11 protein-coding genes are annotated in these 13,063 nt (G+C 41.9%); 5 read left to right on the top strand and 6 right to left on the bottom strand.

Going from position 1 to position 13,063, the window contains the following annotated elements:
• Nucleotides 1–2: 2 nt before the first annotated feature.
• The 5 genes from DCO44_RS09160 to DCO44_RS09140 form a co-directional block, all read right to left on the bottom strand.
• Nucleotides 3–800, bottom strand: coding sequence for a thioesterase family protein (locus tag DCO44_RS09160; RefSeq protein ID WP_116761204.1), 798 nt, complete (start codon nucleotides 798–800; stop codon nucleotides 3–5).
• A gap of 57 nt (nucleotides 801–857) precedes the next feature.
• Complete coding sequence (locus DCO44_RS09155) at nucleotides 858–1,535, bottom strand: class I SAM-dependent methyltransferase (protein WP_116761202.1); 678 nt, start codon at nucleotides 1,533–1,535, stop codon at nucleotides 858–860.
• An 82-nt stretch (nucleotides 1,536–1,617) separates the two neighbouring features.
• Nucleotides 1,618–2,610 (bottom strand): biotin synthase BioB, encoded by a 993-nt coding sequence (bioB, locus tag DCO44_RS09150; protein ID WP_116761200.1) that lies wholly within the window; start codon nucleotides 2,608–2,610, stop codon nucleotides 1,618–1,620.
• A 97-nt stretch (nucleotides 2,611–2,707) separates the two neighbouring features.
• Complete coding sequence (locus DCO44_RS09145) at nucleotides 2,708–4,399, bottom strand: AMP-binding protein (RefSeq protein WP_116761196.1); 1,692 nt, start codon at nucleotides 4,397–4,399, stop codon at nucleotides 2,708–2,710.
• Nucleotides 4,400–4,502: 103 nt separating this feature from the next.
• Nucleotides 4,503–5,132 (bottom strand): TetR/AcrR family transcriptional regulator, encoded by a 630-nt coding sequence (locus tag DCO44_RS09140; protein WP_016168030.1) that lies wholly within the window; start codon nucleotides 5,130–5,132, stop codon nucleotides 4,503–4,505.
• A 143-nt stretch (nucleotides 5,133–5,275) separates the two neighbouring features.
• Between DCO44_RS09140 and DCO44_RS09135 the strand changes: the two genes are divergently transcribed.
• From DCO44_RS09135 to DCO44_RS09115, 5 genes are all read left to right on the top strand, one after another.
• Nucleotides 5,276–6,472, top strand: a complete 1,197-nt coding sequence (locus DCO44_RS09135; protein ID WP_116761194.1) for an isovaleryl-CoA dehydrogenase — start codon at nucleotides 5,276–5,278, stop codon at nucleotides 6,470–6,472.
• 90 nt (nucleotides 6,473–6,562) lie between these two features.
• Nucleotides 6,563–8,215 carry a carboxyl transferase domain-containing protein gene (locus DCO44_RS09130; protein ID WP_116761271.1) on the top strand — a complete coding sequence of 551 codons (1,653 nt, stop codon included), beginning with the start codon at nucleotides 6,563–6,565 and terminating at the stop codon, nucleotides 8,213–8,215.
• A gap of 10 nt (nucleotides 8,216–8,225) precedes the next feature.
• Nucleotides 8,226–9,020, top strand: a complete 795-nt coding sequence (locus tag DCO44_RS09125) for an enoyl-CoA hydratase/isomerase family protein (RefSeq protein ID WP_116761192.1) — start codon at nucleotides 8,226–8,228, stop codon at nucleotides 9,018–9,020.
• 19 nt (nucleotides 9,021–9,039) lie between these two features.
• On the top strand, nucleotides 9,040–11,028 hold the full coding sequence (locus DCO44_RS09120) for an acetyl-CoA carboxylase biotin carboxylase subunit (protein ID WP_116761190.1): 1,989 nt from the start codon (nucleotides 9,040–9,042) through the stop codon (nucleotides 11,026–11,028).
• Entirely contained in the window at nucleotides 11,025–11,927 is a 903-nt protein-coding gene (locus DCO44_RS09115) for a hydroxymethylglutaryl-CoA lyase (RefSeq protein ID WP_116761188.1), read from the top strand. Before DCO44_RS09120 ends, DCO44_RS09115 begins: the two co-directional genes overlap by 4 nt.
• Before the next feature lie 68 nt (nucleotides 11,928–11,995).
• Here DCO44_RS09115 and cysK read toward each other — a convergent pair whose 3' ends face one another.
• On the bottom strand, nucleotides 11,996–12,994 hold the full coding sequence (cysK, locus tag DCO44_RS09110) for a cysteine synthase A (protein WP_116761186.1): 999 nt from the start codon (nucleotides 12,992–12,994) through the stop codon (nucleotides 11,996–11,998).
• Nucleotides 12,995–13,063: the final 69 nt, after the last annotated feature.

Here is a 13,063-nt window from a genome sequence, read left to right as displayed (position 1 = left end):
GATTAGAGTTTTCGCAAGGTTAAGATTTGTTCGCTGCGACCAAAAGGGCCATGTACATCATGCAGGACAGCACTGGTCAGACCAATACCATCTGTACCATATTGCTGTTCGACGTCTAAACCTAACCATTGTCCCTGAGGAATGCGATACAAATGAATTTGCAAATCTAAATTTGGAAATGCCCAGCCCGCTTGAGGGTCTTGGCGTGGCACAACACCATTTGCAGTATCCACCATGCCCATCAGTTTGACAAAATCTGACGTGGTTTTACCTTCCACCATGTTACATTGGTTGGTTAGCCAAACGAGTCCTTTTCCTGCCCTACGGGACGCTTCCGTACGGGTTTCAATGCTCTGAATATATCCACCTGGCCAGCATTTCATGCCATCCCAAATAGGTAATTGCTCTGGATGCTGAACTTTTTGGTCTTCAAGTCCCGCAATACTATGCGTGTCCTGTGTAAGCATTTTCCATGCACGGGCAACAATACAGGTTTTACCATTGGCTTGCATTTCGCTTTCAATCAACTCAATGGTTTTCCCACCTCGAATCATACGGGTGCTAATACTAAAATCGCCAAATCCAATTAAACCAAAAATATCGAGACTAATGCGCCCTATTCGCATGTCATCTCGGGGTAAAAATTGTTCCAATTCTGCACAAATTACGCCTGTTGCAGGTGCCATATGTTGCTCATGCGGATTCCAAGCACCTTGCGCATGAATATTTGATTGATAATGTGCAGTTACACTCCCATCCGCATGTTGTTCGCGTTGTATTAAACGATAATAAGCAGGCATATTCATATCCTTATTCTTTTGTGTATTCCTTAATTAAGTTTGTTGTTTCAATGGGCATTATTTCACTGCACAAAATCCGTAATAATTTAGAATTTGGCTGTAGGTTTTAACTTTTTTAAATCCAACATTAGATAAGAGTTGCTGCCCCATTCTTGGCGACACCAAGAAAAAATCTTGCTGTAAACGTTCAACCATTTTTTCACTTTGAACTGTGGTTAAGCCATTATTTTCACAAAGTTGCTTTAGTACAAAAATCTCATGTGCTTCGGTTTCTTTCATTAAGTCATAAGTCAGCAGCATCCCATTGGGCTTTAGTTGAGTAAAGATGTCTTTAAAGAAGTTTTGCTTTGATTCCAATGGAATAAAATGAGCCACCAGAATAGATAATACAGCGTCAAAAGTATGAGTTGTACCGATGGATTTTGTATCGCCATGAATAAAGCGAATACGGCTTAAAACACCTTTCTTTTCTAGAAGTTGCTTTGCCTTACATAACATGACATGTGATGGATCTAGCGCAGTAAAGTTCCAAGTTGGGTGCTTTTGCGCCAAATATTGAATTTCATATCCTGTTCCACAGCCCACCACCAGAATGTCTACATGTTCTTGTTCGGCATAATGATGAGTTAAAATGGCATCGATTTGCTGATGCGTTAACTCATAGCCTGGAATAAGCTTGCGGATATGGTCATCGTATCCATCCACTACTTGTTGGTTATTAAAGTCTTTCGCCATATTGCACTCTATTTAATTGTTATGCAGACGATATGAATGTGCTAAATGCTTTTCATCATTGCGTACTGCTTTCAGATTTTGCTTAAGCCACCGACATTGCATCCAAAGTCAGTTCCGCAATGGATGGTTTTGTCTTTTCAACCGTTAAACCTAATTTTTGAAATAATTGTTGATCTTTGCCCTGTGCGACATTTGGCGTCGTCAGCAGTTTTTCACCTGAGAAAATGGAATTTGCACCAGCCATGAATGCCAAGGCTTGGTCTGAATCAGTCAATGATTCACGACCCGCAGAAAGTCGAATATAGCTTTTTGGCATAATGATACGTGCAACAGCAATGGTACGAATCCATTCAGTCACATCGAGCTTTTCTACATCTGCCAATGGGGTGCCTTCAATTGGAACCAACATGTTAATTGGCACAGATTCTGGGTGAATAGGTAAAGTCGCAAGTTCAAGTAATAGCCCAATACGATCAGCAGTGTCTTCACCCAAACCAACAATACCGCCACTACAGACTTTCATGCCTGCACCACGTACATATTCAAGCGTATTTAAACGATCATCGAACGTACGGGTACTGATGATATTTGAATAATACTCACGCGAAGTATCAAGGTTGTGATTGTAGTAATCGAGTCCTGCATCTTTTAAGCGTTCAGCCTGAGACTGATTTAACATGCCTAAAGTCATGCAAGTTTCCAAACCTAAAGCTTTGACTTCACGAACCATTTCAAGTACATAAGGCATATCACGCTCATGCGGGTTACGCCATGCAGCACCCATACAGAAGCGAGAAGAACCAGACTCTAATGCTTCTTTGGCTTCACTAATCACTTTGTCTACAGCAATACGCTTTTCTGCTTCTAGTTTTGAATCATAACGTGCAGATTGAGAGCAATATTTGCAATCTTCAGGGCATTTGCCTGTTTTAATCGATAATAAAGTGCTGACCTGAATCTGGTTCGCATTAAAATTTTGTCGATGGATTTGTTGTGCTTGAAAAACCAAATCTAAAAAGGGTTGCTGATATAGATTTTGTATTTCTGCGCGAGTCCAATCGTGACGAAGTTCCATCATGATTTCCTTATTCTGTTTGATTTATTCAGACTTTTTCATTTTTTCCCTTTACCCTGAAGCAGAGTAAAGGGAAACTCCAAGTCAGAAGATCACGTTATGCAATATCTTCCAGTAAATTCAGCTCTTTACGCATAAATTCTTGAAGTCGGAATTTTTGTGCTTTACCAGATGCGGTCATTGGAAACTCTGTAAAGAAACGCACATAACGTGGTACTTTATTATGTGAAATATGTTCAGCACAGTAACGTCGAATACTTTCTTCCGTGGTTTCATGGTGCTCATGTAAAATGATACAGGCACATAGTTCTTCACCATAACGTGCATCTGGCAGACCAATGACCTGTACATCGCTGACATCTGGATGGGTATATAAGAAATCTTCAATTTCTTTCGGAAACAGGTTCTCACCGCCACGAATCACCACATCTTTAATGCGACCTTTAATTTTTACAAAGCCGTCATCATCCATTTCAGCAATATCACCCGTATGCATCCAACGCGCGTTATCAATCACTTCTTGGGTTTTTTCACCATCTTCCCAATAACCCAACATCACTGAATAACCACGAACACACAGTTCCCCTAGCTTGCCACGCGGTACGACTTTGCCTGCTTCATCCACAATTTTGATTTCTAAATGCGGATGTACGCGACCTACCGTACCGACACGTTGTTCCACCGTATCACTGGTCGAGCTTTGCGCACTTACAGGTGCCGTTTCGGTCATGCCATAACAAATGGTAATTTCCGTCATGTGCATTCGCTCCATGACACGTTGCATGATTTCGCGCGGACACGGGCTACCTGCCATAATGCCTGTACGTAAACTACTCAAATCAAAGTCGTTGAATTGTTCATGCTCTAAAGTGGCAATGAACATGGTGGGCACACCATAAGCTGCTGTACATTTCTCTTGCTGAATGGCTTTTAAGGTGTCTAATGGATTAAATACAGCCGATGGATAGACCATGGTTGAACCATGTGTAATACAGGCTAAATTCCCCATCACCATGCCAAAACAATGAAACAAAGGGACTGAAATACACACGCGATCTTGCGGAGTTAAATGAATCGCTTCACCGACAAAATAACCATTATTTAAAATGTTATTGTGCGTGAGCATGGTGCCTTTCGGGTTGCCCGTCGTTCCAGAAGTAAACTGAATATTAATGGTTTCATCAAACTGCAACTCACTTGCAACCCCTTCTAAATGATTAAGTTGTTTTGCGGTAGGTTGCCCCAACAGATCTTGGAAACGATGAATACCAGTATGCACGGCATCATCAATTTTAATCACGTGTTTTAAATGAGGTAAACGTAGCGCATTTAAGATTTTATCTTCAGCTTCTTGCAGCTCAGGTGCAATTTTGGTTAAAAGCTCTTGATAATTTGTGGTTTTAAATTGCGATGCAATGACTAAACCTTTACACGACACCTTATTCAGCACGTATTCTAGCTCGTTACTTTTATACGCAGTGTTTAGGTTGACGAGAATAATGCCTGCTTTAAATGCAGCGAATTGAGTAATGGTCCATTCCACACAATTGGGTGACCAAATGGCAAGCCGATCGCCTTTTTTGAACCCCAGTTTGAGTAAGCTACAAGCAAAAGCATTTACCTGTGCTTGTAGCTCTTTATAGCTTAACCGTACATTCTGATGCACACTGACCACAGCATCTTGATCTGCATATTGCGCACATGCCTGATCAAATTTTTCACCAATCGTCATGCCCAATAAAGGTTGACTGCTGGTTCCATACGCATAGCTTAACCGTACCTGTGTCATTTGAATCACTCTCCTTGATTCTTTGTAATTCTGATTCTTACTGTTTTATTTTGATCACAGAGATTACTTTGTACGGATTTCCCTCCTTTGCATATAAGACTATTTAATTACGATCCTGTAATTGCACAGCTTGTACACAAAAGTCTGCAACCTGTTTCACAAAGTAATCTTTGTAGTTTTGATCAAACATGACATTACGAGATGGATTTAAAGGTTCAATTACGACAAAAGTCATGCTTCCGACAATGCATAACGCCACCGTATTTAAATCTTCAAAACCGAACTCACCATTGACTTTCCCTTCGGCAAGAATCTCGTTAATCGTTTGTTTAATTAACTGTTTACTGCGAAAACGCTCATGCTCAACAATTGGATCTACAGGTTCGAACATGAGTGAATACGACAGTTGAGGACTGTTGAGTGCCCGCTTAACAAAGGTCGTGACAGCCTTATGTAATTTTTGTTGTGCTGTTAACCCTTCACTGCTCGCAATCGTATTCAAAATATGAATTTCATGCTGAATCGCTTCAGACAACACTTCAATTAAGACTTCACTTTTATTATCAAAATAGCGATAAACCAAGCCACTAGAAACGCCTGCACGTTCCGCAATCGCTTGAATTTGGGCATCTTTAAATCCCCCTTGAGCAATAAGTTCTCGCGCAGATTGCAAAATCGACTGTCGATTTTGTTCCATTCGCTCTTGCATCAATGTCGATCTTTTATAACTCATAATCTTATTCTCATCCAGATAAAATGAATTGTAAATCATTTTGTGAATTTTAGTTCACTTTTTTAAAAAATAGATGTATTGTAAAACTACAAGCACAACAACAATGCTTATTGGACAACAAATATAACCTCAGGATGAACAGCATGAACGCACACGTTCCATTACAACTTAGTCTACAAACCTTAAGTTTCGGTTTAGATGAAACTTTGATCGCACTGCGTGATTCAGTTGCTGCATTTTGTGCAAAAGAAATAGCACCAATTGCTCAACAAGTGGATCGTGACAATGTATTCCCTGCACACCTTTGGAAGAAAATGGGTGACATGGGCTTACATGGTTTAACAGTAAGCGAAGAGTATGGTGGTTCTAACCTCGGTTATTTAGCGCATATTATTGTTATGCAAGAAATCTCACGCGCATCTGCCGCTATAGGATTATCTTACGGAGCACATTCTAACCTATGTGTGAACCAAATTAAGCGAAATGGTAATGAAGAACAAAAACAACGTTATTTGCCTAAACTTATTTCTGGTGAATTTGTAGGTGCATTGGCAATGTCTGAACCAAATGCAGGTTCTGATGTGGTCAGCATGAAATTAAAAGCAGAAGAACAAGGCGATCATTACCTATTAAATGGCTCAAAGATGTGGATTACCAATGGTGGTGATGCCGATGTCTTGGTGGTTTATGCCAAAACTGATTTACAAGCAGGCGTTAAAGGCATGACGGCATTCTTGGTTGAAAAAGATATGCCAGGTTTCAGCCATGGGAACCATCTCGATAAATTGGGGATGCGCGGTTCAAATACGTATCCATTGTTTTTCGACAACGTTAAAGTGCCAAAAGAAAATGTACTCGGCGGTGTGGGAAATGGCGTAAAAGTGCTTATGAGCGGTCTGGATTATGAACGTGCGGTACTCAGTGCTGGCCCTCTAGGCATTATGGATGCCTGCATGGATACCGTAATTCCTTATATTCATGATCGTAAACAGTTTGGACAAGCACTTGGTGAGTTCCAGCTCATGCAAGGCAAAATTGCCGATATGTATTCAACTTGGTTAGCTTGTAAAGCGCTTGTGTATGCGGTGGGTGCTGAATGCGACAAAGCTGAACATAGCCGTAGCTTACGAAAAGATGCTGCCAGTGCCATTCTTTATGCTGCTGAAAAAGCAACGTGGATGGCAGGTGAAACCATTCAAGCATTGGGTGGTAATGGCTATATCAACGAGTTTGCAGCAGGTCGTTTGTGGCGTGATGCAAAACTTTATGAAATTGGTGCAGGAACTTCTGAAATACGCCGTATGTTAATCGGTCGTGAATTATTTAACGAAACGGCTTAACGCTTCTGGCTCACTTTATACAAGGAAGTTTATATGAATCAATTACAAACCCAAATGCAAAGCGGTCATGAAGAGTTGAATCTGGTGCAAATGCCAAAACAAACCAATCAGAACATCACTTTTGCTGGCGGAACTACAGATTTAAATCAACTGCAAAGCAAAATTAACAGCCGCAGTGAAGAATTTAAAAACAATCAGGCAACGATGTTAAATCTTGTTCAAGATTTAAAACAAATCAGCCAAAAAATTGCCTTAGGTGGTGGTGAAAGCGCGCGCCAAAAACATATTGCTCGTGGCAAATTGTTAGCCCGTGACCGTATTGATCAACTGATTGATGCAGGAACCGCTTTCCTTGAAATTGGACAATTGGCGGCACATAAAGTCTATGCCGATGATGTACCTGCTGCGGGCGTAGTTGCTGGGATTGGTCAAGTGAATGGTGTCACCTGCATGATCGTTGCTAATGATGCAACGGTAAAAGGCGGAACTTATTATCCACTGACGGTGAAAAAGCATTTACGTGCACAAGAAATTGCAGAACAAAACCGCTTACCTTGCATTTACTTGGTGGATTCAGGCGGTGCATATTTACCCATGCAAGATGAAGTGTTTCCAGACCGCGATCACTTTGGGCGTATTTTCTATAACCAAGCCCGTATGTCGAGCTTAGGTATCGCTCAAATTGCAGTGGTAATGGGCAGTTGTACCGCAGGTGGTGCTTACGTTCCTGCCATGTCGGATGAAACCATTATTGTGCGTAACCAAGGCACCATTTTCTTGGGTGGCCCACCATTAGTAAAAGCTGCGACAGGTGAAGTGGTCAGCAGTGAAGACCTTGGTGGTGGCGACGTGCATACTCGCCTTTCTGGGGTCGCTGACCATTTGGCCGAGAATGACGAACATGCCCTTCAGATTGCGCGAAATATTGTAGCGAATTTAAATATTCAACCGAATAAAACAGCAGAAGGAATTGAAGAACCACTTTTCCCTGCCGAAGAACTTTATGGCATTGTGCCAAGTGATACCCGTAAGCCTTTTGATGTTCGTGAAATTATTGCCCGAATCGTCGATGGTTCGCGTTTAGACGAATTTAAAGCACGTTTTGGAACAACGTTAATTACGGGCTTTGCCAAAATTTACGGTATGCCTGTCGGAATTATTGCCAACAACGGGATTCTATTCTCTGAGTCAGCGCAAAAAGGCGCGCACTTTATCGAGCTCTGTGTACAACGCAATATTCCATTATTGTTCTTACAAAATATCACAGGCTTTATGGTCGGACGTCAGTACGAAAATGAAGGGATTGCTAAACACGGTGCCAAACTGGTCATGGCAGTTGCTACAGCCAATGTGCCTAAGCTGACTTTGATTATTGGTGGATCATTTGGGGCTGGAAACTACGGTATGTGTGGTCGTGCTTATTCGCCACGTTTCTTGTGGACTTGGCCAAATTCACGGATTTCGGTGATGGGGGGTGAACAAGCAGCGAGTGTACTCTCGACCATCAAACGTGACCAAATTGAACAAAAAGGTGAATCTTGGTCTGCCGATGCAGAAGATGAATTCAAACAACCCATTCGTGATCAATACGAACATCAAGGTCATCCATATTACTCTTCTGCACGTTTATGGGATGATGGCGTAATTGACCCGGCTCAGTCTCGTCAAGTGTTGGGTTTAAGTTTGGCTGCGGCACTGACGGCGCCAATTCAACCAACCAAGTTCGGCGTGTTCCGCATGTAAGGGGTGAAAAATGGACTATCAATTTTTACAACTCGAACAGCAACAGCAAGTAGCAACGGTTTGGATCAATCGCGCTGAACTTCATAATGCGTTCAACACGACAGTGATTGAGGAACTACATCACTGCTTTCAACAGTTGAATGAACGTCATGATATTCGCGTAGTGGTTTTGGCGGGTCGTGGTAAAAGCTTTTCTGCTGGTGCTGACTTAAACTGGATGAAACAAGCAGGACAAGCCTCTCAAGCAGACAATGAAGCAGATGCGTTAAAACTTGCGAAAATGCTGCAAAGCTTAGCAACTTTAAAACAGCCAACCATTGCGCGTGTACAAGGTATTGCCTTTGGTGGAGGTATGGGACTTGCTTCTGCTTGTGATATTTGTGTAGCCAGTACAGATGCAAAATTTGCAACGTCAGAAGTTCGTTTGGGGTTGGCACCCTCAACCATTAGTCCGTATGTGATTCGTGCGATTGGTGCACGTCAGGCTTCACGTTACTTTCTCACGGCTGAACGTATTACGGCTGAGCAAGCGCTACAAATTGGTTTAGTCCATGAAGTGACCACACCTGAATTACTGGATGCCAAAATTGATGACATGATACAAGCCTTATTATTAGGTGGACCTGAAGCACAAGCTGCGTCGAAACAACTGATTCAAATGGTGAATCAACAAAGTGTCGATGAAAGCCTATTGCTTAAAACCGCGCAACATATTGCCCATGTGCGTCAAGGTGAAGAAGCAAAAAATGGACTGAATGCTTTTTTAAACAAACATAGCCCAGCTTGGATTAAGGCAACGGCATAACGATAATAAGGACAGAACAATGTTTGAAAAAATTCTAATTGCAAACCGTGGTGAAATTGCCTGTCGTGTTATTCGCACTGCGAAAAAAATGGGCATTGCGACAGTTGCCGTCTATTCAGATGCCGATGCTCAATCACAACATGTCAAACAAGCAGACGAAGCCATTTATATTGGTGAATCCCCTGCTTCTCAAAGCTATTTACAGATTGACCGTATTATTCAAGCGGCTCTAACTACAGGCGCACAAGCAATTCATCCAGGTTATGGCTTTTTGTCTGAAAATGACCAGTTTGCAGAAGCTTGTGAAAAAAATAACATTACCTTTATTGGTCCTCCTGTTTCTGCCATTTTAGCTATGGGTCTAAAAGCAACCTCTAAAGCACTTATGGAAAAAGCGGGTGTGCCCTTAACTCCGGGTTATCATGGCACCAATCAAGATGCAGCTTTCCTAAAACAGCAAGCAGACCAAATTGGCTATCCAGTGTTAATTAAAGCCAGCGCAGGCGGTGGCGGTAAAGGGATGCGTTTGGTTGAACGTGAAGCTGACTTCTTAAGTTCCCTTGCTTCTTGTAAGAGTGAAGCCAAATCAAGCTTCGCCAATGATGACGTGTTAATTGAACGCTATGTGATACAACCACGCCATATTGAAGTGCAAGTTTTTGGTGATACCCACGGTAATTATGTGCACCTATTCGAACGTGATTGTTCAGTGCAACGTCGCCACCAAAAAGTACTGGAAGAAGCACCTGCGCCATTGATGCCACAGCATAAACTAGAGGCGATGCGTCAAGCTGCAATTGATGCTGCACGTGCAGTGGATTATGTTGGTGCAGGTACGGTTGAGTTTATTGTAGAACAAGATGGTACAGCGTATTTCATGGAAATGAATACTCGCCTACAAGTAGAACATCCTGTGACTGAAATGATTACAGGACAAGACTTGGTCGAGTGGCAACTCCGCGTGGCTTATGGCGAGCCATTACCGAAGCAACAACATGAATTACAAATTCATGGCCATGCAATTGAAGCGCGGGTTTATGCAGAAGAACCTGAAAAAGGCTTCCTTCCTGCGATTGGTCAAATTAGTTATTTACATTATCCAAATCAAAATCAGCATGTCCGTGTGGATAGCGGAATTGTTGAAGGCGATGAAATTACCACGTTCTACGACCCAATGATTGCCAAGTTAATTGTTTGGGGCGAAAACCGTGAAGCAGCATTGGTCCAAATGCACCATGCTTTAGGTCAGTTTCATGTCGAAGGCTTAGGCAATAATATTGCATTCTTGGACCGTATCATTCGCTGTGATTCATTTAAAAATGCCAAACTGGATACTAATCTGATTCAACGTGAAGATGCGTTTTTAATGAATGCGGAAGTTGCTTCATCCGAAACCATTGTATCAGCGGCATTTATTGAACTATTGAAGCGTTTTCATCAGCAGCGAAATGCAAATCCTGTTTGGTCATCATCACCGCTTTGGCGTGTCAATGTGAAGACTCAATACGGCATAAAATTGCAACTGAATCAACAAGCTATTGAAGTCCATTTTAGCGCTATTGATAACGGTTTTATCGCGACCTATCAAGGTCAAGAATATCCAATTCAGGGGCAACTGTTTGATGCTCATTCAGCTCAACTCAATCTGAATGGCAAACAATCAAAATTGGCATTTAGCATTGATGCAGACCATTTAACTGTTTTCGAAAATGGGCAAACGCATAAATTTGCTTATATCCGTCCAAACTATGGTCATGACGATACTCAACAAAATGAGGGCAATCTAAAAGCACCAATGCCGGGCGTGATTACCCAAGTTTTGGTAGAAGCCAATTCACAAGTGAAAAAGGATGACATCTTACTCACTTTAGAAGCCATGAAAATTGAATATGCCATTCGTGCTCCACGCGATGGTGTAATTACTTCAGCCTACTTCCAGCCTGGTGATCAAGTCAAAGCAGGTGATGAACTGGTGGAATTTCAGGCTTTAGCAGAGGAAGTGGCATGACTGAATTTGTAAAAATTGTCGAAGTCGGTCCACGTGACGGGTTGCAGAATGAGAAAACCTCACTCACCCTTCAAGATCGGAAACAACTGATTCTGGATTTAATGCAAACGGGACTTAAAGCCATTGAAGTCGGTTCTTGTGTGTCACCCAAATGGGTGCCGCAAATGGCATTGAGTGATGAACTCTATGCTCAATTGCCAAAAGACCCGAATGTCCAATTCAGTTTGCTCACCCCAAACATGAAAGGTTTTGAATCTGCTTTGGCTGTCGGTTGTAAAGAGGTTGCGGTTTTTACCGCAGCTTCTGAAAGCTTCACGCAAAAAAACATTAATTGTTCAATTGATGAAAGCTTTGAAAAATTTGCCGATATTCTAAAAGCAGCCAAAGAACATGACATCAAAGTCCGTGGCTATGTGTCTTGTGTGGTTGATTGCCCTTATGAAGGTGCAATTGACCCGAAACAAGTCAGCAAAGTTGTAACCCGTTTATTTGATATGGGCTGTTATGAAGTCTCTTTGGGTGAAACCATTGGTACAGCCACTCCCAACCGTGTCAAAAACATGTGGGAAGCTTGTTTAAGCGAATTAGATGCTCAATTCATAGCAGGACATTTCCACAACACCTACGGCATGGCCATTGCCAATATTTACCAATCCTTAGAACAAGGCATTCGTGTTTTTGACTCTTCAATTGCAGGGTTAGGCGGCTGTCCTTATGCCAAAGGCGCTTCAGGGAATGTCAGTACCGAAGATTTATTGTATTTACTCAATGGCATGGGTTTTGAAACAGGGATTCATGTTGATGCGCTGATGCAAGCCAGTCAAAATATCAGTCAACGTTTAGACCGAAAAAATCCCTCGAATTATGCCAATGCCTATATGCAAACGCGTTGTGCTTAACAAATATAATATTATAAATCAGCCGCTTATTCAGCGGCTGATTTACGTTTTATACAGATCAAACCAACTTAATCAGCAGAAATATCTTCAAACAGAACTGAAGATAAATAGCGTTCACCGCTATCAGGTAAAATCACCACAATGTTCTTGCCTGCATTTTCAGGACGCGCTGCCAACTGTGCTGCCGCTGCCATCGCTGCACCGCTAGAAATACCCACTAAAATTCCTTCTTGAGTTGCAGTTTTACGCGCCCAGTCAATTGCATCTTGGCTAGTAATCGCAATAACTTCATCCACCAAATCGAGGTCCAAATTCTTTGGAATAAAGTTTGCCCCAATCCCTTGGATTTTATGTGGCGCTGGTGTGATAGTTTCACCACGCTTGGTTTGTCCAATAATTGCAGATTCAGCAGGTTCTACTGCAACTGAGTAAATTGGCTGGTTTTTCACTTTTTCAAAGAAACGTGAAATCCCTGAAATTGTGCCACCTGTACCTACACCTGCCACTAAAATATCGACCTGACCGTTGGTCGCTGCCCAAATTTCAGGGCCTGTCGTGTCTTCATGAATTTGTGGATTGGCTGGATTTTCAAATTGTTGTGGAAGGAAATAATGTTCAGGTTGCTCAGTGGCTAAACGTACTGCTTCATCTACAGCACCTTTCATTCCTTTCGCTGGCTCAGTCAATACCAAGTTTGCACCCAATGCTTTTAACACTTTACGACGTTCAATACTCATGCTTGCTGGCATGGTTAAAGTAATCTCATAGCCTTTTGCCGCAGCAACAAACGCTAAAGCAATTCCTGTATTACCACTGGTCGGTTCTACAATATGCATACCTGCTTTTAACGCGCCACGTTTTTCTGCATCGGCAATCAGTGCCGCACCAATACGACATTTCACTGAAAAAGCAGGGTTTCGGCTTTCAACTTTGGCAAATACATTTGCACCACCCGAAATGACACGATTAATACGTACTAATGGTGTATTACCAATCGCTTCGGCATTGTTACTATAAACTGCGATACCTAAATTATTTGGTGTTGGAAAGGCTGAATCAGTACTCATGTTATATCCCTAAGTTTATTGACTATTTATAACAGAATCATGATACAACCAATTTTGCTGAAATACAGA

Source organism: Acinetobacter sp. AM, from assembly GCF_003105055.1.
Classification (GTDB): Bacteria; Pseudomonadota; Gammaproteobacteria; order Pseudomonadales; family Moraxellaceae; genus Acinetobacter; species Acinetobacter tibetensis.
This window is presented reverse-complemented; position numbering and strand designations above follow the sequence as displayed.

Coding starts and splice junctions, on each gene's coding strand:
- DCO44_RS09160 (WP_116761204.1), bottom strand. CDS start 800: ATGCCTGCTTATTATCGTTTAATACAACGCGAACAACATGCGGATGGG.
- DCO44_RS09155 (WP_116761202.1), bottom strand. CDS start 1,535: ATGGCGAAAGACTTTAATAACCAACAAGTAGTGGATGGATACGATGAC.
- bioB (WP_116761200.1), bottom strand. CDS start 2,610: ATGGAACTTCGTCACGATTGGACTCGCGCAGAAATACAAAATCTATAT.
- DCO44_RS09145 (WP_116761196.1), bottom strand. CDS start 4,399: ATGACACAGGTACGGTTAAGCTATGCGTATGGAACCAGCAGTCAACCT.
- DCO44_RS09140 (WP_016168030.1), bottom strand. CDS start 5,132: ATGAGTTATAAAAGATCGACATTGATGCAAGAGCGAATGGAACAAAAT.
- DCO44_RS09135 (WP_116761194.1), top strand. CDS start 5,276: ATGAACGCACACGTTCCATTACAACTTAGTCTACAAACCTTAAGTTTC.
- DCO44_RS09130 (WP_116761271.1), top strand. CDS start 6,563: ATGCCAAAACAAACCAATCAGAACATCACTTTTGCTGGCGGAACTACA.
- DCO44_RS09125 (WP_116761192.1), top strand. CDS start 8,226: ATGGACTATCAATTTTTACAACTCGAACAGCAACAGCAAGTAGCAACG.
- DCO44_RS09120 (WP_116761190.1), top strand. CDS start 9,040: ATGTTTGAAAAAATTCTAATTGCAAACCGTGGTGAAATTGCCTGTCGT.
- DCO44_RS09115 (WP_116761188.1), top strand. CDS start 11,025: ATGACTGAATTTGTAAAAATTGTCGAAGTCGGTCCACGTGACGGGTTG.
- cysK (WP_116761186.1), bottom strand. CDS start 12,994: ATGAGTACTGATTCAGCCTTTCCAACACCAAATAATTTAGGTATCGCA.